This window comes from Edaphobacter sp., from assembly GCF_035763405.1.
Classification (GTDB): domain Bacteria; phylum Acidobacteriota; class Terriglobia; order Terriglobales; family Acidobacteriaceae; genus Edaphobacter.
Genome location: NZ_DASUBE010000002.1, coordinates 1 through 23,711 on the forward strand (window position 1 = coordinate 1; position 23,711 = coordinate 23,711).

General features: G+C 59.5%; 21 protein-coding genes. 8 read left to right on the forward strand and 13 right to left on the reverse strand.

The window, feature by feature from the left end; all coding sequences use genetic code 11:
• Positions 1–161: 161 nt before the first annotated feature.
• From VFU66_RS00110 to VFU66_RS00135, 6 genes are read right to left on the reverse strand one after another with little or no spacing between them, the layout of a single operon-like run.
• Positions 162–1,538, reverse strand: coding sequence for a TIGR03013 family XrtA/PEP-CTERM system glycosyltransferase (locus VFU66_RS00110; protein WP_326444188.1), 1,377 nt, complete (start codon positions 1,536–1,538; stop codon positions 162–164).
• Between the two features lie 18 nt (positions 1,539–1,556).
• Positions 1,557–2,513, reverse strand: a complete 957-nt coding sequence (locus VFU66_RS00115; RefSeq protein ID WP_326444189.1) for a CpsD/CapB family tyrosine-protein kinase — start codon at positions 2,511–2,513, stop codon at positions 1,557–1,559.
• Positions 2,510–3,430, reverse strand: a complete 921-nt coding sequence (locus VFU66_RS00120) for an ExeA family protein (RefSeq protein WP_326444190.1) — start codon at positions 3,428–3,430, stop codon at positions 2,510–2,512. The genes VFU66_RS00115 and VFU66_RS00120 overlap by 4 nt, the downstream gene beginning before the upstream one ends.
• A 2-nt stretch (positions 3,431–3,432) precedes the next feature.
• Complete coding sequence (locus VFU66_RS00125) at positions 3,433–4,956, reverse strand: GumC family protein (RefSeq protein WP_326444191.1); 1,524 nt, start codon at positions 4,954–4,956, stop codon at positions 3,433–3,435.
• A 9-nt stretch (positions 4,957–4,965) separates the two neighbouring features.
• Entirely contained in the window at positions 4,966–6,303 is a 1,338-nt protein-coding gene (locus VFU66_RS00130; RefSeq protein ID WP_326444192.1) for a hypothetical protein, read from the reverse strand.
• Positions 6,304–6,311: 8 nt separating this feature from the next.
• A complete protein-coding gene (locus tag VFU66_RS00135) occupies positions 6,312–6,947 on the reverse strand; it encodes a polysaccharide biosynthesis/export family protein (protein ID WP_326444193.1) in 636 nt (211 codons plus the stop codon).
• A gap of 570 nt (positions 6,948–7,517) precedes the next feature.
• Between VFU66_RS00135 and xrt the strand changes: the two genes are divergently transcribed.
• The 5 genes from xrt to VFU66_RS00160 all read left to right on the forward strand — a co-directional run bounded on the left by xrt (position 7,518) and on the right by VFU66_RS00160 (position 13,789).
• Entirely contained in the window at positions 7,518–8,426 is a 909-nt protein-coding gene (gene xrt, locus VFU66_RS00140; RefSeq protein ID WP_326444194.1) for an exosortase/archaeosortase family protein, read from the forward strand.
• Entirely contained in the window at positions 8,423–9,106 is a 684-nt protein-coding gene (locus VFU66_RS00145) for an exosortase C-terminal domain/associated protein EpsI (RefSeq protein ID WP_326444195.1), read from the forward strand. Before xrt ends, VFU66_RS00145 begins: the two co-directional genes overlap by 4 nt.
• 48 nt (positions 9,107–9,154) lie before the next feature.
• The gene (locus VFU66_RS00150; RefSeq protein ID WP_326444196.1) at positions 9,155–11,455 is read left to right on the forward strand and encodes a tetratricopeptide repeat protein; all 2,301 of its coding nucleotides are present in this window, start codon (positions 9,155–9,157) and stop codon (positions 11,453–11,455) included.
• A 338-nt stretch (positions 11,456–11,793) separates the two neighbouring features.
• Positions 11,794–12,498, forward strand: a complete 705-nt coding sequence (gene pyrH / locus VFU66_RS00155) for a UMP kinase (protein WP_326444197.1) — start codon at positions 11,794–11,796, stop codon at positions 12,496–12,498.
• Positions 12,499–12,592: 94 nt separating this feature from the next.
• Positions 12,593–13,789, forward strand: coding sequence for an acyltransferase family protein (locus VFU66_RS00160; protein ID WP_326444198.1), 1,197 nt, complete (start codon positions 12,593–12,595; stop codon positions 13,787–13,789).
• 225 nt (positions 13,790–14,014) lie between these two features.
• Here the strand turns inward: VFU66_RS00160 and VFU66_RS00165 are convergent, their stop codons facing one another.
• The 4 genes from VFU66_RS00165 to VFU66_RS00180 all read right to left on the reverse strand — a co-directional run bounded on the left by VFU66_RS00165 (position 14,015) and on the right by VFU66_RS00180 (position 18,167).
• Positions 14,015–15,277, reverse strand: a complete 1,263-nt coding sequence (locus tag VFU66_RS00165; protein WP_326444199.1) for a lactonase family protein — start codon at positions 15,275–15,277, stop codon at positions 14,015–14,017.
• A 102-nt stretch (positions 15,278–15,379) separates the two neighbouring features.
• Positions 15,380–16,648 carry a lactonase family protein gene (locus VFU66_RS00170; RefSeq protein ID WP_326444200.1) on the reverse strand — a complete coding sequence of 423 codons (1,269 nt, stop codon included), beginning with the start codon at positions 16,646–16,648 and terminating at the stop codon, positions 15,380–15,382.
• Between the two features lie 221 nt (positions 16,649–16,869).
• Entirely contained in the window at positions 16,870–17,754 is an 885-nt protein-coding gene (locus VFU66_RS00175) for a magnesium transporter CorA family protein (protein ID WP_326444201.1), read from the reverse strand.
• A gap of 8 nt (positions 17,755–17,762) precedes the next feature.
• Positions 17,763–18,167: an MmcQ/YjbR family DNA-binding protein gene (locus VFU66_RS00180; RefSeq protein ID WP_326444202.1), complete on the reverse strand. Its 405-nt coding sequence runs from the start codon at positions 18,165–18,167 to the stop codon at positions 17,763–17,765.
• A gap of 112 nt (positions 18,168–18,279) precedes the next feature.
• On the opposite strand from VFU66_RS00180, the gene VFU66_RS00185 reads away from it, so the two are divergent.
• Positions 18,280–18,843: a hypothetical protein gene (locus VFU66_RS00185; protein WP_326444203.1), complete on the forward strand. Its 564-nt coding sequence runs from the start codon at positions 18,280–18,282 to the stop codon at positions 18,841–18,843.
• A gap of 132 nt (positions 18,844–18,975) precedes the next feature.
• Here the strand turns inward: VFU66_RS00185 and VFU66_RS00190 are convergent, their stop codons facing one another.
• On the reverse strand, positions 18,976–19,680 hold the full coding sequence (locus VFU66_RS00190) for an ABC transporter ATP-binding protein (RefSeq protein ID WP_326444204.1): 705 nt from the start codon (positions 19,678–19,680) through the stop codon (positions 18,976–18,978).
• A 36-nt stretch (positions 19,681–19,716) separates the two neighbouring features.
• Between VFU66_RS00190 and VFU66_RS00195 the strand changes: the two genes are divergently transcribed.
• Both VFU66_RS00195 and VFU66_RS00200 read left to right on the forward strand, forming a co-directional pair.
• Positions 19,717–20,313 carry a DUF4352 domain-containing protein gene (locus VFU66_RS00195; RefSeq protein WP_326444205.1) on the forward strand — a complete coding sequence of 199 codons (597 nt, stop codon included), beginning with the start codon at positions 19,717–19,719 and terminating at the stop codon, positions 20,311–20,313.
• A 712-nt stretch (positions 20,314–21,025) separates the two neighbouring features.
• Positions 21,026–21,418, forward strand: coding sequence for a very short patch repair endonuclease (locus tag VFU66_RS00200; RefSeq protein WP_326444206.1), 393 nt, complete (start codon positions 21,026–21,028; stop codon positions 21,416–21,418).
• On the opposite strand, the gene VFU66_RS00205 is transcribed toward VFU66_RS00200, so the two are convergent.
• Positions 21,407–22,846, reverse strand: a complete 1,440-nt coding sequence (locus VFU66_RS00205) for a hypothetical protein (RefSeq protein WP_326444207.1) — start codon at positions 22,844–22,846, stop codon at positions 21,407–21,409. The genes VFU66_RS00200 and VFU66_RS00205 overlap by 12 nt on opposite strands.
• Positions 22,843–23,711: DNA cytosine methyltransferase (locus VFU66_RS00210; RefSeq protein ID WP_326444208.1), on the reverse strand; the 869-nt coding region annotated here is incomplete at its 5' end. The genes VFU66_RS00205 and VFU66_RS00210, both read right to left, overlap by 4 nt.

Below are 23,711 nucleotides of genomic sequence, written 5' to 3' on the forward strand. Positions count from 1 at the left end.
TTCAGCCGTGCCGCTAACGCTGCAAAATCAACGCGGCTTTAGCCGCTGAGGTACGCTTTCTTCCCGGCGAGACACTTTTTCAGCACCCTCTTTAGCCCCTGAGGGAATCTTCGCGGACTTAATCAGACCTTCCCTAAGCCATCACTGATTCTTCTCAGACCCTACTGCGAGCCCTGTCGCCGAATAATCGTCTTAATCGTCTCAAACATAATCAGCAGGTCCAACCCCAGGGACATGTGCTTGATGTAGTACAGGTCGAACTCCAGCTTCTCGCGCGTCTCGGCGAGCGTGGCTCCGTAGCCGTAGCGCACTTGCGCCCAGCCGGTCAGGCCCGGGCGGATCATGTGTCGCAGGTTGAAGTACGGAATCTGCTCCGAGAGCCATGGGACAAACTCGGGCCGCTCCGGACGCGGGCCGACGAACCCCATGTCGCCCTTGAGCACGTTCCAAAGCTGTGGCACCTCATCGATGCGCGTCTTGCGCATGAACATGCCAAACCGCGTCACTCGCGGATCATTCTTGCTCGCCCATTTCGCGCCGTCGGCCTCCGCGTCGGTCCGCATGGTGCGGAACTTATACACGCTGAAGTTGCGGCCGCCCATGCCGACGCGCGTCTGGCGGAAAAAAATCGGACCAGGCGATGAGAGCCTGACCAGCAGCACGACAAACGGGAAGAAGGGAAGAAACAACAGCAGTCCCGCGGCCGCGGTGAGGGTCGAGACGATGCGCCGCGCAATCTGCTGCGACGGCTTTACATTGAAGCCCTCGCTGTAGATGAAGCTGCTGGGGCGCAGGCCATCCAGGTAGAGCTTGCCGGTCAGCCGCTCCAGTAGCGTGCCCGCCTCTTCGATGACCACGCCATCGAAGCGCAGGTTCAGCATCTCGCGCATCGGCAGCTCGCCCCTGCGATCTTCGAGAGCCACAATCACGCGGTCAACGCCTGGATTTGGGCCGTGAAACTTCGCCAGCGCCGCGCTGAATGCCTCTTTGCGTTCCGCCTTGTCGAGATGCGGGTTGTCCCAGCCCAACACCTCCATCCCGGCGTCTTTGCGGTTTCTGAGCGTCTCGACCACCATCTGCGCTCTTTCGCCCGAGCCCAGTACGTAGACCCGCTCCCGAAAGGCCCGCAGACCCAGAATCCACGCATACGCGCTGCGCCAGGCCACCAGCGTAAAGGTCAGGAAGATGAGCCCGACCAGCAGTACATACCGCGCGATGTCGGCTTCAGGATAGAAATAAACAATGGCCGACAACAGAAACGACAAAAAGCCCAGCACCAGCAGCAGGCGAAAATAAATCTCCCACTTGGCCGAGATGCGCTGCGGCTCATACAGATCGAAGTAATAGGAGCAGAGCAGCGTCAGGACGGTAAGCGCAGCAATCTTCAGCCAGCCATATTCGTAATTCAGGACGAGGTAGGAGTCGGGACCTACCATCAGCAACGTCGCCACCAGGAACGAACCGCCAACGATCAGCGCCTCACACAGCAAGAGGACGATGCTGCGCGTTGGATAGTACACGTGGAAAAGCCGAATCATCGTTCCGGAAGCCCCTCCTCAGTCCTGGCTGGCGTCATAGCCGTAGTAGTCGCCGACCTGGGGCGCCTCGTGAACAGCATTGAGCACGAAGCCCAGAATGTTCGCCGTCTTCAACTCACTCTGTGCCCGCTGAGCCACCGGATACTTCGTGACTCCCTCACGGGCCACCAACAGCACTCCATCGCAGAAGCGCGCAAGGTTCACCGCGTCAGAGACCGGCAGTACAGGCGACGAATCGACGACGATCCAGTCGAAGAACGACGAGGCCGACTGAAGCAGCTCGCCGAAGCGCGGGCTGCCCGAGAGATCGGCGGCCCTGTCTCCGCCGTTTCCGCCGGGGATAAACGTCAGGTTCGGCAGCACGGGCTGTCCCGGGGCGCTGGCTTCTCCGCGCTGCATCACCTCCTGCAAACTTGCTTTACCGGCGAGATACTCCGCCAGCCCCGGCTGCGATTCGCACCCCAGCACATGGTGCAGCGTGAAGCGGCGCATGTCGCCGTCGATCAACAGCACCCGGCTGTTCTTGTGCCGCGCCAGGCTCATCGCCAGGTTGATCGAGATAAAGCTCTTGCCTTCCTGCGGCATTCCGCTCGTCACCAGAATCGACTTCAGCGGCCGGATGTCGCGCATCTCGAAGATCCGCGAGCGCAGGCTCCGAAACTGCTCCACTGCCGGGCCGCGCTGCAACAGCGCAGGAAGCTGCACCAGCGCAGGGGACCAGCGGTGCCGGGCTATCTCTCCCAAACCGCCTTCCAGACCACCCGCGGCGTCCCGAGCCGTCTGCGTTGTTGGCATACCGACAACCTCGGCCTGCTGCGCCGGCGTCGTCGTCGCATACTCCGGCACCGCAACCGCTGCGGCGGCGTGCATATTTCCGTTGACCGAAGGCGGCGATGCAACAGGCTCGCGCTCTGGCGCTCGCTCCACTGCGCGTTCGGATTCTGCCTTCTGGAGTGCTTCGTAAATGCGGCTCATCGATCTCGCCTTCCCGTTGTTTCGCCACCAAATGAATTCATGAAGCCATGACCTTCCTCGGCGCCTCTCGACGTCCCGCCCATTGCCGCAGTCGAGATAAGGAACGGTTGCGTCTCCAACTCAAGCTCCACCGCCACGCCTTCCACAATCGCCGCCGTCACCTGCTCCACCTGCTCGACATACGCGACAATCAGCGAGTGCTCGCACAGCAGGTTGATGATGCGCGGAATCCCACGGCTGTAGCGGTGCACCAGGTCAAGCGCATCGAGTGAAAACAGCGGATGGTCGGCCCCGGCAATGCGGAGCCGCTCGGCGACGTATGCGTGGGTCTGGCTCTCGGTCAGAGACTGCGTCCTGCACCACAGCGCCACGCGCTGCCTGAGTTGCCGCACGCTCGGGTGACGCAGCTTCTCTTCCAGCTCCGGCTGGCCCGAAAGCACAATCTGCAACAGCTTCTCCGACGACGTCTCCAGATTGGTCAGCAGCCGAATCTCTTCCATCAGATCCCAGGAGAGGTTCTGCGCCTCATCGACCACCACCACGCAGGTCTCTTCCATCCTGAACCGCTCAATCAGCCAGCGATTCAGTTGCAGCAACATGCCCGACTTGGTGCGGTTCGCCGGCACGATGCCGAAATCCGTCAGCACAAACTCCAGAAAGTCCAGTGCGTCGAGCCGCGGGTTGAAGACGAACGCCGTAGACACGCGGCGGCCGTTGAACGAACTGAGCGCGCGGCGCAGCAGCGTCGTTTTGCCCGTGCCCACCTCGCCCGTCAGCACCGTGAAGCCCTTGCGCGCGGAGATGCCGTACTCCAGACACGCCAGCGCCTCGCGCGTGTGCGGCATCATATACAGAAACTTCGGGTCCGGGCTGGTGCCGAACGGGCTTGTCTTCAATTTGAAGAAGCTGTTGTACATCGTTACCCACCCACCTTCACCAGCGGTTTGTCCGCCGTCATGTCCGGTTTCCTGCGACTAAACCATCGTCGCCGGGGCGAGGCGTGATCCAGTTCAGGCGAGAACTCAATCACCGCCAGCGTCGGCAGCTTGGTAAATGCCCAGATGTCGCGCTCGCTGCGCATCGAGGTGTCCTTGTATTCCAGCAGTCCCGTCAGCAGCAACCCCAGCGCGAGCCCTCCTGCCAGGCCTCCGGCAACAAACACGCCGCGCTTGGGGAAGGTCGGCGATTCGGGCAGGTTCGGCTCATCCATCACCGTGAACTGCTCGCCCTGCTGCCGGCGTTCAAGATCGGTGCCCATCTGCGACTGATTCATCTTGGCAAGCAGGTCATCGTAGAACTGCTGTGCCGTCTGCGTGTCCCGCGTAATGCTCTTGTACTGCTCCTGCACCGCCGGGCTTGCGGAGATGCGGTCCTGATACATCCGCAACTGGCCCTGAATCCTCGCCTGCTCCGCCTTCTTCTGCGCGATTCCGATGTCCATCGCATGAATCTGCGCCCTCAGTTGCAGCACGCCGGGCGAATCGTTCCTGCTTGGCGCGGTGGAGGCGGTTGCCTTCGCAGGAGCGGGACCTTTGGCCATCGCGGCCTGCAATTCTTTGATCTTGCGCTTGACCGCAATCACGTCGGGATAGTCCTCGGTATAGGTCGTCAGGAGTTGGGCCTCCTGGTTCTCCAGTTGCTCCAACTGCGCCTGCTGTGCCTGAGGCGCGGGACCGTGGTCGGTCAACTGGGCGTTCTGGGCCGCCACCTGCTGCGACAAGATCGCCTCAGCGTAGCTCTTGTCCTGCTCCATGCGCGTCAGCGCCTGCGTCGTGGCGTCCAACTGCGTGCTCAGCGTGCTGGTCATGCTCAGGTTCGTGGACTGTTCATCCGGAAGACGGCCCGCATACTCCTGCTGAAACTTCGCGAGCTTGGCTGCCTGCTCATCCAGCTTGGCCTTGGCGTCGTCCAGTTGCCCCTTCAGGAACTCCGTTGTCCCCTCGGCCGAGGCCGCGCGGGCGTGAAGGTTCTCGCTGACAAACAACGATGTAATCTCGCCGCATACCAGCTGTGCCGTGCGCGGATCGCTTGCCGTAAACGAGATATAAAACCCAGGCAGGCCGCGCGTGATGCTCGATTGAATCGGCGTGATTCCAATGGCTTTTCTTGCACGATCAACGCGGTCGTCCATCGACAGGCCTTTGTTCGCATACAGATTGAAGCGATCGATGATCGGAGCCAGCCGCGAGCGGCTCATGATCTGCTCTTTCATCGTCGCCAGCCGCGAATCCAGGTCTTCCGTAATCACCGGCTTCACATAGGACTCCGGCACCTTCTGCTGCTCCACCAACACCAGCGTCTGCGAGACATACTGCGGCGTCACAAAAAACGTGACCGCGTAGGCAATGATCGGCAGAATCGCCGCGGGAATGGCAATGAGCCACCATCTTCGCTTCAGGATGGTCCCATAGTCTTCGAGCGTAAGCGGGCGATGACCAAGCATGATAACTCCTTAAAATTGTCTGAGACGCAGCGCGCGCGGCGCATATGAGATCCCGATGCCAAACGTCTGGGACGTTCCATTGAACGCATTCGCGCCCGTGTAGGCCGAGTTAAAGCTCTGGTTCTGCGCTCCGTAACTGATGTACATCGACAAGGTCCTGCTCAGGCTGTGCGACACCTGCACGCCTCCATAGACCGTCGAGAAATCTCCGCCAAGCGGAATCGTCAGCCCGGGTGGTGGCGCAAGATGGCTGTTTGCCAGCGCATTCGTATGCGAATACGCGGCGCTCGCCGTAGCCAGCCATCGCGGCCCGAAGGAATGTCCTACACCTCCGGAGACCGTGTCGCTCAGGCCGCCTAGCTGGATGCCCGACCCGGCATTGACTCCGCGCGAGTAGCCCAGTTGCGCGTTCGTCAGGCCATGGACATAACCCAGACCCATGCTCGCCGCCGCGCTCAGGCTATTGGGAATCAGCGCCTTGTTCGAGCTGGAGACCCACTGCGGCCCCGCTGAAAGCTCCAGGCTCAGCGTCCTGCTCAGCAGGCGCGTATACACGCCATTGAGACCCCGTGTTTCGAAATTGATCCCGCCTTCGGACTTGCCGAAGGTGTAGAGCGAATACATCGCGTTCACGCTGACGGTATCGCGGGCATCGATTCTGTGGTTCAAGGCACCCTCTCCCGAAACGCCGGAGGTGTCGAACCCGCTGTTGTCATCCAGAAAACGCAGCATGGAATAAGACCCCATCACACTGGCGGAGGTCTTACCGGTGAACATCCGCTCCACGCTGCCCGAAGCTGTGTTGTCCACGCGGTTTCCCGAGTAGGTCAGCAGCGCGCCCGCCGGTCCCGTCCCCGGTGCGCCGGGAACATAGCCGATGTCGCCCACGCCGGGAATACCGGAGTAGCCGGTCGTCGGCGCCTGCGGCAGGAACGACACCGAATCCGCCAGATTGAAGACCCACTTGCCCGCCATCAGGCCCTGCGACAAAGCCAGGTTCTGGTACGTCGAGGTGTTTTGGCTCGTTGACTCGGAGATCAGCACGCCGCCTGCATACACCATGTCGAACGGGGCCTTCACGTTCAGAGAACTGTAGCCGACGTCTCCATTCAGCGCCGCCGTGCCGGTCGCATTGCTGGGGCCGAAGTATCCGTACTGCACAATCTGCGAAGCGCCAAGCGCATAATGCACCTCGCCGTCCGACCCCGGAATCCGGAACCCGGCGCGTGACCCCGCCGTGGACGCGGGAGTTGCGGCAGCGCCCGAGGCGGCCGTGGGCAGCGCCTGCCCACACAGCAGCGCGCCCGGCGTCATCAACAAAGCAATGATTGAAATCCCTACCTTCATGACGCTCCTCATGGAACCACAATCGTGTCGCCCGGCTCGAGCGCAATGTCCTGACTGTTGTCGCCCTTCAGCGCCTTCTTATAGTTGAACGGAATCTTCTGCTGCTTGCCCTGCACTCCGCGCAGGATATAAATGTGTTTCTGGTTGGCAAACATCGTCAGTCCGCCCGCCGCTGCAATCGCCTGCAACGGAGTCATTCCCGGGGTCAACAGGATCGGGCCCGTGTGCCCGACCTCGCCCACCAGAAAGATCTTCTGGCTGTTGACTCCAAGCACGACGACAGAGACCACAGGATCCTGAATATATTTCTTCAGCTTCTCAGCAATATCGTTCGACAGTTGTGTCGGAGTCCTGCCCGCTGCGCGAATATCGCCCAGCATCACCATCGAGATCATCCCGTCCGGCCGGACCGGCAGCGTCCCGGAAAACGACGGCTCCTTCCAAACGGTGATCTGAAGCGAATCCTCAGCTCCAATCACATAGGTGTCCGGGTTGACCGTGGGAGAGGCCGTCGAGGCAGGGGCCTTCTGTGCAGTCTGGGCCGCGGGTGCCGTTCCGGCAGCCTCCGTGCCCTTCTGCCCCTGGGCCATCCCCGCCACCGGCAGAGACAGCGTAATCGCTAATCCAGCACAAAGCCACTTCATTGCGTAACTCCCATCCTTCCCAAGCATTACGTCCGGCTTACATCATTCTGATGCATTCAGCGCCGCCCGCAGCGGCATCTTGCTCAAATCTCCTGAATGTTCCCTAGACAGACAACCCGCCTGCCCTCAGTGAGCTCTTTCTTCCTTAGGGCAGTCTATATCCGTATTTACAAGCAGCTAGCAGGCACTCTCATCAATAGACTTTTGCACGCTGAGATCGGCTTCCTCTTTCTTCGTCTCTACACTCCTTTGGATTCGAGCACGATTAATGCCAAACGTCCGCTCGAATCGAAATTTTATCCAGGCCCCAATTCCATCGACAGGACAGTCCCTTGTACGGCCAATCTCCAGAATTTCCAGTCGATACGTCATACAGATGGGCTTCGAATTGCCCTGAGGCATCTCTTATGGTGCAGAATAGCAGCACTTGTGGGAAATTCTTTTCCTTCGATGGGGGTCTTTCCCTACCACTTTAGTAGACATGCCCGGTTTATCAAGGGAAAATCACCCTGCGCGGCACGGAAGGGTAATTGCTAACGGATGACCAGTGAAGTATAACGGCTAAACGAAATGAGCAGCGACAGCACTCAAACCGCACCACTTACGCCAGCCCCAACTGCGCGCCAGCCTGAGAGACCATTCGCCATCGGCGACTGGCTGCCCTACGCGGTCATCGGCCTTCTCCTGATTGCCATTTATTACCGCATCGGCATCAAGCTTGTCCACGACTGGTACACCATCCCCGACTACTCGCACGGCTTTCTGGTCCCGCTCTTTTCGGCGTTCCTCATCTGGGACCGCCGCAAGATCATCCGTGCAACGCCGGTGCGGCCATCCTGGATGGGCATTCCGCTGATTTTCGTCGCCATCGCCGTCCTGATCCTCGGCGTCTACGGCGTCGATCTGTTCACCTCGCGCGTCTCCTTCGTGCTGCTGATGGCTGGACTCATCTGGACCTTCTCCGGCCGCGCCATGCTGCGCGAACTGCGCTTTCCACTGCTTGTGCTGCTGCTCGCCATTCCCTTCCCCGAGATCATCTTCAACAAGATCACCTTTCCGCTCCAACTAATGGCCTCGCGCGTCGCCAGCGATATTCTTCCCTTCCTCGGCGTCCCAACGCTTCAGGACGGCAACGTCATTCAACTGCCCGTCATGCAACTGGAGGTCGCCGAAGCCTGTAGCGGCATCCGTTCGCTGATGAGCCTGTTTGCGCTGGCCATCTTCTACGGCTATTTTCTTGAGAAGTCCACCCTGCGCCGCACGGTGCTTGCGTTGGCTGCGATTCCCATCGCCGTCGCCGCCAACGTCGTGCGCATCGTCGGCACCGGCCTCTGCGTCCAGTACTGGGATCCGGACAAGGCCCTCGGCTTCTTCCACGAGTTCTCCGGATGGGTCATGTTCGTCGTCTCGCTCATCTGTCTCTATCTGGTCCACCGCGCCATGCAGTTCCTTCCGCACCGCAAGGGGGCGTCCGCATGAAGTCTCCAAAGTTCTGGACCGTCGTAGTTCTGCTTCTTTTCGCCTTCTTCGTTCTCAACCACCGGGGCGACGCCGACAATGTGCCCGCGAGCGAACCGCTCAGCAACCTTCCCGAGACCATCGGCAACTGGACCGCGCACGACATTCCGCTCGACTCGGCCACGCTCGACGTGCTCGGCAAAGGCGACTTTCTGAACCGCGTCTATCTCCGCCCGATGCCCGCCGCGCAGCAGGCCAGCCTGATCGCCCCTGTCTACGACAACGCCCAGGCCATCAGCCTCTTCATCGCCTACTTCCCCACGCAGCGCACCGGCCAGACGATGCACTCGCCGCAGCACTGCCTTCCCGGCGCAGGCTGGACCTTCGACTCGCAAAAATACACCACGCTCCAGGACATTCACGACAAGACCTACCACGTCGGCGAATACGTCATCAGCAACGGCGAGCAGAAGCAGTTCGTCATCTACTGGTATCAGGCCCACGGCCGCAGTATTCCCAACGAGTACAAGGCCAAGGCCTATATGGTGGCCGACGCCATCCGCATGAACCGGACCGACGGCGCGCTGGTCCGCGTCATCACACCCATTCTTCCCACTGAGACCCTGGCCACGGCCAAGGCGCGGGCCGTTCACTTCACCAGCCAGATGGTCCCCTTTCTGCCCCGCTTTATTCCCAACTAACCGGCTCAACCTCGATCACGCATCTGCTTCGATTGGAGAGAAACAGCAATGAGAACCACAACAGCTCCTTCGGCGTTTCGCATCACTGCCATTCTTGCCTGCTCGCTTGTCCTTGGCTCCTCGCTGGGCTGCCACCGCGACCCCAACAAGGTCAAGCAGAAGTATCTGGAAAGCGGCATGCGCTACGCCAATGAGGGCAAGCTCAAGGAAGCCTCCATCCAGTTTGCCAACGCCATCCGCATCGACCGCAACTTCGGCGACGCCCACTTCGAGCTCGCCAAGGTTCTGCTCAAGGAGGGCAGCATCATGCCCGCCTACGCGGAGCTGCTGCGCGCGGTCGATCTCCAGCCCAACAATGTCGATGCACGCATCCAACTGGGCAATCTGCTGCTGGCCGGCAAGCAGCCCGACAAGGCGCAGGAACAGGCCAATGCCGTACTTGCCCTCAAGCCCAACAACCCCGATGCCTACGCCCTGCTCGCGGGCGTCGCCGCTGCGAAGGGCGACCGAGCCACCGCCATCACGCAGATCGAGCACGCCATCTCGCTTGATCCCAACCGTTCGGCCTTCCACACCTCGCTTGGCCTGCTCCAGAGCGCCGACTCCGCCACCTCGAACCAGGGCGAAGACCAGCTTCGCAAGGCCGTCTCGCTCGATAAAAAGAACGTGACTGCAGCCATCGTGCTCGCCGCCCTTCTCCAGAAGAAGGGCGACCTGACGGGAGCCCAGCAGCAACTGCTCGACGCCAAGACCGCCGCGCCCGACAACGTCATGGTGCGCGCCGCGCTCGCCGACATCTACTTCCGCCAGAACAACACCGCCCAGGGCGAGCAGACGCTCCACCAGGCCACCGAGGAGCTCAACGACAGCGACGCCGGAGCCGAGCTGCTGGCCAACTACTACATCGGCTCCAACCAGGTTGCGCGCGGCGAGTCCGACTATGCCGCGCTCGTCTCGAAGTATCCCAAGAGCATTCCTCTCAAGCTCGCCTACGCGCGCCTGCTCATCCTCAACCACAACGTCTCCAAGGCACGCGACATCGCAGCCGACCTCGCCAAGGCCGACAGCACCCGTCCCGAGGTCGCCGTCCTCAACGGCATGTTGATGCTTAACGACGGCAAGACCAACGACGCCTTCAATGTGCTGCAGAAAGCGGCCAAGGCCAACCCCGACAGCTTCGCCGTCCAGCTCTGGTACGGTCGCGCCGCGCAGGCCAAAGGCGACCTCTCCACCGCGCAGCAGAGCTTCCGCCAGGCCACGCGCATCAATCCTAAAAATCTTGAGGCACAGGAGGCGCTGGCCAACATCGCCGTCATGAACAACGACTTCTCCACGCTCAGCGACGTGGCCAAGGCCGCTATCGCCGCCAACCCGGGCGCCTCGGCTCCCCATGTCTGGCAGGGTATCGCAGACGCCAACCAGAAGCTGAACGACAAGGCTGAGAGCGACTTCAACCAGGCGCTCAAACTTAACCCCAGGGACGCGCAGGCCCTCTTCCAGCTTGGCCGGCTTCGCCTCACGGAGAACAAGACCCCTGAAGGCAAGACGCTGCTCGAACAGGCGCTCGCCATCAATCCCAACGACTCCCGCGCGCTCCAGCTCGTCGTCGCTGCCATGTCCGTCGAGAAGCAGGCACCCAAGGCCATCATCGCCCGCGTTCAGGACCAGATTGCCAAGGCCCCGCAGAACGCACAGATGTACGACCTGCTCGCCGGCCTTCAGTTGCAGACCGGAGACACCGCTGGCGGTCTGGCCAGCTCCGAGAAAGCCCTTCAGTTGAACCCGTCCGACTCCGCCGCGACCATGTTCTACAGCCGCGCCCAGATTGCGATGGGACAAGCACCGAAGGCGCTCGAAAAGTGGCGGCAGTGGACCAAAGACCACCCGCGCGACGCCTCCGGCTTTACCGTCCTCGGTTCGCTACAGGACGCACAGGGAGACCGTGACGGCGCAATCGCCTCTTATAAAGCGGCCCTCGCCATCCAGCCCGACCAGGCCGTTGCCAACAACAATCTCGCCAACCTCATGGTCGAGACCGGACAGAACCTCGACGTAGCCTTGACCCTGGCCCAGGCCGCGCGCCGTGCCCTGCCCGATTCGCCCGACACCGCCGACACGCTCGCCTGGATCTACTACCAGAAAGGAAACTATGAGTCCGCGCGCGGCCTGCTGGAGGACGCCGCTAAAACGGCTCCCCAAAACGCTGCCATCCACTACCACCTGGGCATGACCTACGCCAAACTGGCCCGGACCGCCGACGCCGCCACCGAACTCAAAAAGGCAGCGTCGCTCGCCCCCAACACCCAGACCGCAAAAGACGCCCAGACCGCCCTCAAGTCCCTGAGCTGAGGCGCAGTCTTCCAACCACTCCACAAAAAGCCCGGACTCAGCTCCGGGCTTTTCTCTGTCATTCGGAGAATCGCCCCACTCTTTACCTGTCATTCTGACCCTGAGTGAAGCGAAGGGGGAAAAATCCTGCATTTTCCTCGTAGCAACACGAACTCCAGCTTGACAAAAGGCGCTTCCGGAAAACCCCATTGTCAGATAACCTTCCACCGCACACCACACCGAGGTCCGGACCTAAGTCCAATGTTTGAAGGACTTTGAGTACTTTTGAGGGGGGAGGGGGTACCCTCACCCGCTACGCCTCTCCGCCCGCAAACGCCCATGCGATACTGGGAACTGATATGTACAAGAGAATCCTCCTCAAGCTCTCGGGCGAAGCTCTGGCCGCAGGCAAAGGCTTCGGCATCGACGCCGTTTTTATCCACAAAGTGGCCGCAGAGATCGCAGCCGTCCACGCGCTCGGCTGTGAGATCGGCATCGTCGTCGGAGGAGGCAACTTCTTCCGCGGAGTCGCCCAGCAAGCCATCGACATGGACCGCGTCGCCGCCGACCACATGGGAATGCTCTCGACCGTCATCAATGCCATCGCCCTGCAGGACGCCATCGAGAAGCTCGGCATCACCTGCCGCGTCATGTCCGCCATCGAAATGCATGAAGTGGCCGAGCCCTATATTCGACGCCGCGCCATCCGCCACCTCGAAAAGGGACGCATCGTCATCTTCGCCGCAGGCACAGGAAACCCCTTCTTCTCCACCGACACCGCCGCCAGCCTGCGCGCCATGGAGATCAAGGCCGACATTCTGCTCAAGGCCACCTCAGTCGACGGTATTTACACTGCCGACCCCAAACTCGACCCCGCCGCAACCAAGCTCCCCGGCCTCACCTACAACGACATCATCCGCATGAACCTGCGCGTGATGGATCAGGCCGCCGTTTCGCTCTGCAAGGACAACAATATGCCCATGATGGTGTTCAGCATGAAAGAACAAGGAAATATTGTGCGCGTCGTCAGCGGTGAAAAACTGGGTTCGCTCGTCACCGCCTGAGCCTTCCATTGCATCAAACTCGTTTACTCCTGCCTTGGACGATTCGGGATAGATTTGCCCCGCCGGGGCATCGAATCCTTATAAGGAAAACCGAGTGACCTCCAGCATTCTGGAACACGAACCAGCCACCGTCGAAGTCGTCGCTCCGGCAGCAGCCGCTCCGCTGGCCCCTCGCTTCGCGCGCAAGCCGCAGCTCCCCGCTCTGACGGGCATTCGCACGCTGCTTGCGCTGGGCATCGTCCTGTTCCACTTCACCCCGCCGCACCTGGGCATCCTGTATCCGCTGGTCGATAATGCTTACGTCTTCGTCGGCGTCTTCTTCCTCATCTCCGGCTACGTGCTGACGTACAACTATGGTGACCGGGGCCGCAACCTCGACAAGCGTGACTTCTGGATGGCCCGCATTGCGCGCCTCTACCCCGTCTACCTGCTCATTCTGGTCATCTCCGTCTCGATGCTTCGCGACGAGTGGTACGCCCGTTCGCACGCCGAGTTCTGGCAGGGATTCGTCCTGACTCCCCTGCTGTTGCAGGGACTCAGCCCCAAGCTGGCCACCTTCTGGAATACGGTCGCATGGACGCTCTCCTGCGAAGCTGTTTTCTATATCGGATTTCCGTGGATCATCCGCGTGCCGTGGCCAAAGACGCCGGTGCGGCTCATCGCAGTGCTGCTTGCGGTCTGGGCGATTGGCCTGGTCCCGCACTCGCTCTATACCATCCTTAATCCGGACCATCTCACCGGGCCGGTGGATCGCTACTCCTCGACCGAGTGGATACGCTTTCTGAAGTTCACGCCGCTGCCCTATCTGGCGACGTTCCTTTCAGGCGTCATCCTGGCCCAGCTCCACTTTGTTCTCGGGCTCACGACCCGCCAGCGGATGATTCTGGCCGCATCCAGCCTTGCCGCGCTGGGCGTGTTCTTTTACGCGCTGGTGCCGAAGACCTCTTACCTGCTGATGCACGGCGGCCTGCTGACACCGATCTTCGGCGCGCTCATCCTCGGGCTCAGCGGACCGCACTGGATTACCTCGTGCTTCTCCTGGCGCCCGCTGCTGCTCGTGGGCGAGAGCAGCTATTGCCTCTATCTGCTGCACTTCAATCTCTACCAGCTCATCCATCGCAACCACTTATTTGCCCGCCTTCACCTGATTGCTTTTGACCCCTGGCTGTCGTATGCCGTCATCATTCTGGCTTCACTGGCAATCTACCGGTTCTACGAAAATCCTGTCCGCAAGGTTATTCTGGACCGCTTCCGCCCATCTACTCGCAGGCTCGCACCCACAGCTTCCTGAGATAAAACTCGCCGCGCCATCGTGACCGTCGCCGTGTCAGGCTGGGTCCGGGCCACGTCGTCCGCAAGTCGAGACCGGCCGGATCGAGTACAGTATCCCGGCCCATGCTGGCTGCTGCTTGAGGACACCTTTCGAGCGCAACGCGGCCTGGACCGCACGGAATATTGCTCAGGAGAACAGCAAAAAGCCCCGCACGGCGGGGCTGTTTGCTGCAATCGAACTGACCTACTGGATGATCAGTTGGTTGGGATGCGAGCCGTTCGCCACAACAGTCAGGCAGGTCGGCAATGATCCGGTGGGGAACGGAGAGTTCTGCACCTGCTTCAGGGTCCCGTTGTGCGGATCGAGCTTCATGCCGGAGACCGAACCGTCCTTGTTGTTGGACACGTAGAGGTAGATGCCGAGCGCAGGATCGACCGCCGAGCAGGTCGGGTTGGTGGCAACCGTCGTCGAAGTCGAACCAACCGAACCCGAAGGCGATCCCGTAGCTGTATCGATGGCATAGGCGCTTACGGAATTGCTGCTGAAGTTCGTGACGTACATGTACTTGCCGCGCGGGTCGATCGTGACGCTGCTTGGATAGAGCCCGGTGGTGTAGGGCGAAGAGAGCAGCGGAACCAGCGCGCCACCCGTCCCGATGCCGTAGCCGTAAAGTTGGTTGGCGGCCTGGTCCGTGACGTAGACGTAGCGGGTTGAGGGATCGATCGCAACGGAGCTCGGGGCAATACCGGCATTGTAGCCGGTGGCCACCGTCTTGCCCGCGACGGTGGTGATGACGGTTCCGGGCGTCGGCGTCAAGGCTCCGGTGCTGACGTTTTGTGTGAATCCGAGCACGGTTGCATTCGGTTGGGCTTCCTGATCCACGACGTAAACATAGGCGAGCGTCGTATTGCTGGACGCGATGGTGGCCTGACGGCTGACTGCGATGGCGACCGGATTATTGCCGACATTGACCGTCGACACAGGTGACAGCTTGCCGCTGCTATCGATCGAGAACACCGTGACGCCGCCGGGGCCGGGCGAGGCCGGCGAATAAAGCTGCTGGCCATTGGGCCCGAGCTGATAGGTGAACGTCACGTACAGGAACTTGCCGGCAGCATCGATGGCAACGGCGGTCGGCAGGCTTCCGGTGATGTTGGTCGTCTCCTTCAGATACAGCTTGCCATCTGTTCCGATGGCAAAGTGCATGACCGTCGAGTCGTCGTGATTGACGACATAGAGGTTCTGGCTATCCGGAGAGGAGACCAATGCCACGGGGTTTTTACCGGCAGGCAACGGGGAGTCCGCCAGCGGTACCAGCGATCCAATCTGATAGTCCACTGCGAACGCGCTGACGGTGCCGTCGGTCGAACCGGCGGAGGCCGGTTTTGCGTTGGTCACGTAGACGTAAGCCAGTGTGTAGTCACGGCTGCACGCCGTCAGGCCAAGCCCAACTGCCAGAGAGACGATCGAGGCCAGAGTTCCACGGCCGATTTTATTCAACTTCATGCTTAGCTAACTCCGGGGCGGATGGTTTCCGCCCGCAATGGTCTTCAAAATGGCTCAGGACTCATGGAGACATCCTGCTTCGCGTCCGCGTCAGTCCACCTGTTACTGCACATTGCCGCTGAGGGCAAGGCACGTCGCGTGCCCTGTCGCCGTAAAGGTAGAGCCGCGCTTCAGGTTCGAAAGGGTACCGCGTGGCTTATAGAACAGCTTGCCGGTGATGGTGCCATCCACGCTGTTGGAGATATAGAAATACTGCTGGGTTGGGTCCTCGACCATACATACGGGGCCGCCGCCAACCGGATACGGGTTGTTGCCTTGATCATCGAGCGCCTGCAACTTGCCGGAGGTGATGGTAAACGCTGAAATAGAGCTATAAGCCGGCTGGTTCGCGTTCGTCGTCGACTGGTTCAGCACATAAAGGTATTGACCGGTCTGATCGGTCATCGAGTACACGGGGTTCTGGGTCTGCGGCAGATTGGCAACCGCGCCTCCCGTGGCCGTATTGAGCGAGCACGACGAGCCTACGGTGTACGGCAGAATGTAGCCGCCGGGGCTGGTCGGAGTTCCGCCCGCATCCGTGATGTAGACCGAGCTTCCATTCGCACTGATCGAGGTGGCATTCACCGAGTTCAAGTTGATCGTGGAGTTCGTGGGCCGGGTCAACTGTCCACCCGAGCCGACCGAGTACGGGAATACGGTCTGGTCGCCGCGGTCCAGCGTCATCAGACAGCCGCCGCCGGCGAACCGCATCGTCGAGGGATGATTGCCCACTGGGAAGTACGTCAACTGCTGACCGTGGCTGTCCTTGATCTGCTGGTTCAGTACCAGGGTCAGGCGACCGGTATTGGGATCGATGGAAAAGGCGGTAATGTCGCCGTAGCAGAGGTTGGGGTTGTTCGCATTCGCGGGGGAGCAGTCTGCTGCGGGAGCAACCTGATCGAGCACGTAGAGATAGCTGCTTGCCTGATCGCTAGCCGCCCATATCGGCGAAGTGCCCTGACTGACAAAGCACTGCTGAAAGCTGAGAGTTCCGCCACCGCCGACGCTGAACTGGGCGATGCCGCCCGACGCGCCGCCGCAGTCTTTGCCGGAAGTCGAGCCCGTGCCCTGATTGACGACGTAAACATAGCGACCGGCGTTGGTAACCACCAGCGCCACCGGGTTGGCCCCTCCCGAGGGGAACGGGGAGTGGAGGACCTGCGTGAGGTTGCCGGTGAAATCATCAACCTTGAAGGCGGCGATCTGGTTGTACTGGGTGCCGAGCACCCACAAGTACGCAACGGTGCCGCCACCGCACGCTGTCATGCCCAGACCCATCGCAACGGAGACTACCAAGGCCAGGGAAGCCCGGCCAATCCTGCTCAACTTCATGCGTTTCCTTAATCCTCGCCTGGGGGCCAGCTTCGGCCACCTGTACTGCGGGCAAATCTGTAGGGATGAATTCCTCCGCTAATTGTAGAAGCTGTTGCGACTTTGTGCCACTTTCAGGGAAGGCGCCGGGCGTATTTCGTAGTCACCTCCAGGGTGGTTACTCTCCCCGGAAAAGGGGGAAGGCGAGGCCCGGCTATTGGAGATCTCCAACAAAAAAAATGTCAGAACCACTTCATGCGTCGAAGGAGGTAGAGCAGCAGCACCGTGCAAAGAATCGTCAGCAGTGCCACATACTCTGCGCCATGCGCCGACTGTTCAAAGGGCAGCCCCTTCAGGTTCATGCCGTAGATGCCCGAGATGGCGATGACCGGCAGCGCGATGGTGCTGAGGACGGTCAGGACCTTCATCACCTCGTTGGTGCGGTTGGCGACCGAAGAAAGGTAGATGTCCAGCGTGTTGTTGAGCAGGTCGCGCTGGGTTTCAACTGAGTCCAGCAGGCGCGCCACGTGGTCGTAGATGTCGCGCACGTAAGGCTGGTGCTCGGTGTCGATGATGGATTCGGGGTCGCGCTGTAAGTGCAGGCTGGCGTCGCGCGTGTTGACGAGCACACGGCGCAGATCGATGAGCTCACGCTTCAGGGCAAAGACGCGCTGAAGAATCGCGGGCGTCGGGCTGGCGAGAACGACGTCTTCGAGATCGTCGATGCGGTCATCGAAGTGGTCGATGGCCGGAAAGTAGAGATCGACGATGGTGTCGAGAATGAGATAGAGCAGCCGCGCCGGATGCTCGTCGTCGCCATCGCGACGCGCGCGTTCAAGCGCCTGCTGGGTGGAGGAGCAGCGGGAGTCGGCGATGGTAATCAGAAAATCTTTTCCGGCGAAGATGTCCACGGGCGAGAAGACCGGGATCGACTCGGCGGGCGCAGCCGGATCGGGCTCCAGTCGCACCGGCTTGAAGACGGCAAAGGTGTAGTGCGCGGACGTATCAACCTTCACGCTCTCCTCTTCGCTGCGCGCGTCCTCGACGTGCAGCGGATGCAGGTTGTACTGCTTCGCCAGCTCGTCGAGCCTGGGGTCGTTGGCGTCCTCCAGTTGATACCAGGGCATGAGGTTCTCTATCTCCCGACTGATTTCTGCTGTTTGCTCTTCGTCCTGCTGCCGGACGAGACAAAGGCCATCGCCTCTTTGAAGAGGCCGAGGTCTTTCTTATAACTGGCCGGACGGTCGTGGTCGAGCAGGATCCACTCCTTCATGGTCCGCTTCCCCATGGTCAGGAGAGAGATTTCTTCCCTCTGGAGAAGTTCAGCGATTCTGTCTTGAGGGAGTTTGAGCACCACTCCCCGGCCGCCTCCGCCGCGCGTAAAAGCAAACACCTTCTTTCCGACAAGAAAGGTGACATGGCTGTCGGTCTTCTTTTCCGTCACGCCGGGCAGCGCGGCGACGAGTTTCGAGATGGCAACGACAAGTTCCGGGTCCGACATCAGGGGCGTCCCTCCGGTGTTCTGCAAACCAGTGCTCAAATGTTGGTGACACCACTGTAAGCGAAGTGAGATTTTTGCGTGAGACGACGCGAGGTAGGGTACGATGCCTGTCTGTACCTCGGCCCGCAGAGATAAGAGTGGAGGGATAAAGATGGCCACACTGCCGGAGTTGAAGATGCTGCTCTACCGCATTCAAGGGGAACTGATGAAGCAGCCGGTCTTCGTGCGCGGCAAGGGCGTGCCGGTCGATGACCCGTCCCACAGCCGCGAGATGGAGGAACTGGAGCGCCTGAGCCTGCGGCTGAGCCTTGTTCTGCGCGAGTTGAAGAGCAGCGCAAACCTGCTGGCGGCGCAGCGGCAGGGGTTGTGGAACGTTCCCCGGCCCGAACGTTTCGGCGCGGCAGCAGCAATCCGGTCGCGCCAGATGGAGACGGACGAGGTCCTCAGGCTGGCACGAGAGATACAGGAATTGCTGGAAGAACTGATTCGGCGCAATGGCCAGATTGAAGAAGGAGAACTCGCCAAGGGCATCGGCGAGCTGATTGAAAAGCTCTACCACCAGGCCCACGTTCATGGCGAAACCCAGCAGATACCGGACGGGCTGGCCTACATGCCTGCGGCCAGGGGTGAGTACGCCGGTAGCGTTGAAGGGGTCACGCTGTTTGTATTCGTCGCGTTAAGGGCGTGGCTTCGCCTGATGAAGCAGCGGCGCTGAAAAAGAAGGTCTGACTCAGCTCGCAACCATTCCCTCAGAGCTAAAGCCTCGTCGACTCGGAGAGGTTTACGGCACGACTGAAGTCGCGCTCTTTCAAAACCGAGACTCATTCACCGCTTCCAAAGGGCTTCGCTAACCCTTGCCGTTTTCGATGTGGGTAATCTCGCCGTCGCGCATGTGCAGGATGCGGTCGGCGATCTGCGCGGCTTCGGGGTTGTGCGTAATCATCAGCACGGTCTGGTTCAGCTCGCGGCTGGATGTGCGCAGCATCCGGAGCACGGCGTCGGAGTTCTTCGTGTCGAGGTTGCCGGTCGGCTCATCGGCCAGCACGATGGCGGGGCGCGTAATCATCGCACGTGCGATGGCGATGCGCTGCTGCTCACCGCCCGAGAGTTCGTTGGGCCGGTGCTCGAGGCGGCCTGCGATCCCGAGCAGTTCAGACAGATGATCCAGCAGAGACCGGTCGAGGGCCGCGGCGTCCGGGCGACCGATGTTGGCAATCTCGTTGGCGATCTCGATGTTTCCCATCGCGCTGAGCGTGGGCAGCAGGTTGAACCGCTGGAAGATGAAGCTGATCTTGTGGCGACGCATGGTTGTCCGCTCAGCATCGGTAAGGCGGGCGAAATCAACGCCCTCAATCGAGATGTGTCCGCTGGTGGCCTGGGTGAGGCCGCCGAGGATGTAGAAGAGTGTTGATTTACCGGAGCCGGACGGGCCGACGATAGAAACAAACTCGCCCGGTTCGACTGCGAAGCTGACGCTGCGGAGCGCGGGAACTTCAAGTTTGCCGGAGCGGTAGGTTTTGCCAAGTTCCTGGGCGAGAATAATGGGTGCCATGCGTTGTGTTAAGTCTATCGTGAACCGGGGTGGTGAATGAATCTGCGCGAGTTGCTGCTGGCGGGGCTGGCAGGCTGGACTGCGATTGGGATCGTCGGCACTGCCATCTCGCTGGTTCGGCGCGAACGCCGGAGGGCTGTGCGTGGGCTGGCGTGGATCGCTGGCGTCTGGGTTGTCTATATGGGGGTGCTGCTCACCGTCTCGCTCAGGCAGAGGCAGCGCGTCGTGGCGTTTGGGCAGCCGCAGTGCTTTGACGAGATGTGCTTCACGGTCGTCGGGGTCAGCGAGATTGAAGGGCTCCCCGCGCAGGATGGCCGACGGCTGGTGCGCGTCACTGTCAGGATCGCCAACCGAGGGCACAAGCCTGAGAGTGAGGATCTGATTCAGGCATATCTGATTGATCGCGAGGGGCGGCTGTGGGGCGAGTCTCCGGGGCTCTCCGGCGTGCGGCTGACTACCAGGGTGCCTGCCGGTCAGTCTGTCCTGAGCGAGCCGGTCTTCGCCGTCTCCGAGGACGCGACCGGTTTGAAGCTGGTCTTCACGCGCGGGCACCGGCAGCCGGGCGTGCTGGTCATCGGCGACTCGGACAGCCTGCTGCACCGGCGGACGGTCGTTCCGCTGGACCAGCGATGACGGGACCCCCTCCCCCCTATTTTTGTGCAAAATACTTCGAACAAAGGACTTAGGCCAGGGCATCAGTGGCAAAGTCTTGTATTTCGCGGGGTGCTTGCGGCAAAATATTCATTCTAAATTACTTATTCCGGGAAAATAGAAAAGGCCCCGAAGGCTCCAGGGCTTTTTCTGTATGGGTCTATTTCTATTTTAGCAGGGCCGGAAAACTCGTCCGCCAATGGGAGATCGATTGTTTTGTTTGGCTTATGCTGCGGATGGGCTTGACACGCATGGAAGCCCGTCCAACGGAAGTCGTTCGGTGGCTGAAGAGTGCGGACATGCTTCCGGGACATCGCTGAGGCAGGCGGTTACGGGGTTCTGGTGGATGTAGTCGCGGCGGCGGTGTTAGCAAAGCGGGGTGATGAACGAGGCTCCGGGGCGTGATGCTCTGGTGGGGATCGCCATGCGGCGGCTGTAACGGCGCGTCCCCAGGGGCTAAAGAGGGTGATGAAAAAGTGTCTCGCCGGGAAGAAAGCGTACCTCAGCGGCTAAAGCCGCGTTGATTTTGCAGCGTTAGCGGCACGGCTGAAGCCGTGCCCTTAAGCAAGGCGTTCGAGCTTCGCTCGAATGCCCGCTCATGCGATGAGACTGCATGAATGGGGCACCCGGTGCATTCACGATGGTTCGATTAGTATCAGTTGCTAAGGGTGCGGCACCGCGCGTCTAAACTCCCATGGACACAGTTACTCGCTCCAAACGAAGTTGGATGATGAGCAGAATCCGAAGCAAATCCAACCTTGATCGGATTATGCATAGCTACCTTAAGGGGTGGCACATAAAACACAATATGTATCCGAAGCTGCCGGGTTCACCGGATGCGCTCGTACAACCTAATATTTTGGTTTTTCTGGACGGGTGCTTTTGGCATTCCTGTCCGACTTGCGGGAGGCGCCCGAAGTCACAACATGAATATTGGGAACCGAAATTAAATGCGAACAGCAAACGAGATAGAAAAAATACGCGCTTACTACGCCAACAGGGATGGAAAGTCGTCCGTATTTGGGAGTGCGCGTTCAGATCTGATCCTCAATCTCTTCTGGTTAAACTGAGCCGCCTAGGCAATTAGCGCGGCCACTTCAGCTGAACGAGAGTAGGTGAGCAATTTCCCTTCGCGCAGCGTAACGTAGTCCACATCAAGATAGTCTGTAAGGAAATCTTTACTCCAATGCGTCTCATCAACGCCGAGCGTTAGAGCTATCCCTAGCCTACGCGGTTTGGGAGACTGTTTCGAGCGGAGGAAGCCATAGTAGGTCACTTGGCCCAAGGCCATTCGAATCTTATGAGCTAAGTTTTTCGATGTGGCGCTCTTGACCTCAATGAGTAGCTCCTGATTCTCAAGTTCAATCAGAAGATCAAGGGTTGCCGGATCAGAGAAAACGTTTATGCGCTTTCTTCTACAGCAATCTGCTATGAGCCGGATCATGCTGTCATGTAAGCGATGAGAGCTGTTTGAGAGGTCGGCTGAATAAACTGAGCTTATTGTGGCCCCGCGTTGCTCCATTTCTGCTTCTGCTCGCCATTCGAATGCACGTATAGCGATTTCACGCGGAGCTTCCAAGATTTCTTCTTCGGGCTCAGGCTCACTTCCGAAATCCCCGGCAGCAGCGCCCACTGGAATTGGATAACCGTTGCTATCGAACGTTCCGTACCAAAGACCCCAAGACGCGGCTTGCGAACCATCTGTCGGGTATATCCAAAATGACCGCGGTTCACACAATTGATGTATCAATTCCCTAAACTTAGAGAGGTTCGCAATAGAATGCACTGATAGATTCAGGCGGTCATCGGCGTCCAGCATAAAAGCATAGGTTTGGTCGAGCCGCTTCATCCAGTCGGAGGCGTTGCGTCTCTGCTTGGTTTGGCCTGAAGGGAAGGCCAATCGTAGAGTCCTATTCTGCCTGATTGCCTCGACCACAAGATCAACTTCATCATGAGTCGACGCGGGGATCACGAAATATTCAATTTCGGGCGCACTTAAGCCCAAGAGTTCACCAGCAGCGCGTAGTCCATCAAGAACTTGCCAAAGTAGCACTGCTGGCTTAATGAGTATCCCTGCCGCTGCCTGTTGAGCTGCAAAGTTTAATTGTGAAGGGTCACCCGCTGACCGTTGTGTGTTGTGGCCATTAGGGTATTGCCATCGAAAGGCCTGCACAGTCATGAACTCTGTGAAATCGATACCTCCGTCAAGAAAACTAAGACCCGCTGGGCTCAGTTGAATATGAGAAACACTTCTTGTAGACGGTATCAATCCAAGTTCAGGCAGTAGTTGCTGATAATCTCTCCATATATCCGCCTGCTGACTATCACCACGTATATTCGGTGGGACAATTTCATTTGTGACAAGATAATTATTGATCTCTTGTGTTGGATCGCGGCTATCTTGATACGTCGAGGCTGCGAATAACAGCGCGTTCAAAACTTTCGGCGTAAGGATGCCCTGGTGATGGCTAATACGCCAAGTGTGATTCGCGAAGGGCAATGCCGGATAGGTCATTCCACTGATATTCCTTCGAGCGCCTCTAATATTGCTTTACCAACCTCATAAGCCATTAGTGGAGGCACAGCATTGCCCACTTGCCGATACTGAGCTGTGGAAGTACCTTGAAAAACATACCAGTCAGGGAAACTCTGAAGACGGGCCGCTTCGCGAACTGTTATAACTCTGTGCTCGACAGGGTGAATGTGCGGTCTCCCTCCGCCCGCTCCAGAACCAACCAGGACTGTTCCGCTGGGCCGATCTCCTGAAATGCGATCAGTGTGGTCAATCCGATCTCGATCCCCTTGTGCAATTCGTTTGTACCGCTCTCTTACTCGTTCACCGTGAATGCGCACGTCTTGATTCGCTAGTCCCTCTACCTCGACCAAGGCATGCGTACTGGGCGTTCCTGAGGCTGGCATCGCTCGGGTTAGTTCTACTGCGCATGGTCCCGTTGGCCCTTTTGGAAACTTAAACTTTACTTTTTTTCGGAACCCAACAAGAACGACTCGTTCTCTCGATTGTGGGATGCCAAATTGTGTGGCGTTTAGACGATCAACATGGAGGTTATAGCCAGTCTTTTTCTCCGCATAGGCGAGCAACTCTTTCCAATCCCTGCCATCGTTGACGGATAGAAGTCCGGGAACATTCTCGAAGATGAATGCGCGTGGCTGCACTTCTGAGATGAGATCAAAATACTTGAGAGCGAGCTTTCCACGTGGGTCAGCAAGGGCACCTCGCCTGCCCAAGATACTGAAGGATTGGCAAGGAGGCCCAGCAGCCATTAGATCGATCTTCTTCGTGCCAGCTAGCTTCATCAGATCTTCCCCGGTTAGCTGCATCGCGTCTGCTGGAACCCCTACCGCATGAGGAAGATTGGCTG

What these genes read in the sequence shown, in the direction of transcription:
- VFU66_RS00110 (WP_326444188.1), bottom strand. Translation starts at nt 1,538, where the DNA reads ATGATTCGGCTTTTCCACGTGTACTATCCAACGCGCAGCATCGTCCTC.
- VFU66_RS00115 (WP_326444189.1), bottom strand. Translation starts at nt 2,513, where the DNA reads ATGAGCCGCATTTACGAAGCACTCCAGAAGGCAGAATCCGAACGCGCA.
- VFU66_RS00120 (WP_326444190.1), bottom strand. Translation starts at nt 3,430, where the DNA reads ATGTACAACAGCTTCTTCAAATTGAAGACAAGCCCGTTCGGCACCAGC.
- VFU66_RS00125 (WP_326444191.1), bottom strand. Translation starts at nt 4,956, where the DNA reads ATGCTTGGTCATCGCCCGCTTACGCTCGAAGACTATGGGACCATCCTG.
- VFU66_RS00130 (WP_326444192.1), bottom strand. Translation starts at nt 6,303, where the DNA reads ATGAAGGTAGGGATTTCAATCATTGCTTTGTTGATGACGCCGGGCGCG.
- VFU66_RS00135 (WP_326444193.1), bottom strand. Translation starts at nt 6,947, where the DNA reads ATGAAGTGGCTTTGTGCTGGATTAGCGATTACGCTGTCTCTGCCGGTG.
- xrt (WP_326444194.1), top strand. Translation starts at nt 7,518, where the DNA reads ATGAGCAGCGACAGCACTCAAACCGCACCACTTACGCCAGCCCCAACT.
- VFU66_RS00145 (WP_326444195.1), top strand. Translation starts at nt 8,423, where the DNA reads ATGAAGTCTCCAAAGTTCTGGACCGTCGTAGTTCTGCTTCTTTTCGCC.
- VFU66_RS00150 (WP_326444196.1), top strand. Translation starts at nt 9,155, where the DNA reads ATGAGAACCACAACAGCTCCTTCGGCGTTTCGCATCACTGCCATTCTT.
- pyrH (WP_326444197.1), top strand. Translation starts at nt 11,794, where the DNA reads ATGTACAAGAGAATCCTCCTCAAGCTCTCGGGCGAAGCTCTGGCCGCA.
- VFU66_RS00165 (WP_326444199.1), bottom strand. Translation starts at nt 15,277, where the DNA reads ATGAAGTTGAATAAAATCGGCCGTGGAACTCTGGCCTCGATCGTCTCT.
- VFU66_RS00170 (WP_326444200.1), bottom strand. Translation starts at nt 16,648, where the DNA reads ATGAAGTTGAGCAGGATTGGCCGGGCTTCCCTGGCCTTGGTAGTCTCC.
- VFU66_RS00175 (WP_326444201.1), bottom strand. Translation starts at nt 17,754, where the DNA reads ATGCCCTGGTATCAACTGGAGGACGCCAACGACCCCAGGCTCGACGAG.
- VFU66_RS00185 (WP_326444203.1), top strand. Translation starts at nt 18,280, where the DNA reads ATGGCCACACTGCCGGAGTTGAAGATGCTGCTCTACCGCATTCAAGGG.
- VFU66_RS00190 (WP_326444204.1), bottom strand. Translation starts at nt 19,680, where the DNA reads ATGGCACCCATTATTCTCGCCCAGGAACTTGGCAAAACCTACCGCTCC.
- VFU66_RS00195 (WP_326444205.1), top strand. Translation starts at nt 19,717, where the DNA reads ATGAATCTGCGCGAGTTGCTGCTGGCGGGGCTGGCAGGCTGGACTGCG.
- VFU66_RS00200 (WP_326444206.1), top strand. Translation starts at nt 21,026, where the DNA reads ATGGACACAGTTACTCGCTCCAAACGAAGTTGGATGATGAGCAGAATC.
- VFU66_RS00205 (WP_326444207.1), bottom strand. Translation starts at nt 22,846, where the DNA reads ATGACCTATCCGGCATTGCCCTTCGCGAATCACACTTGGCGTATTAGC.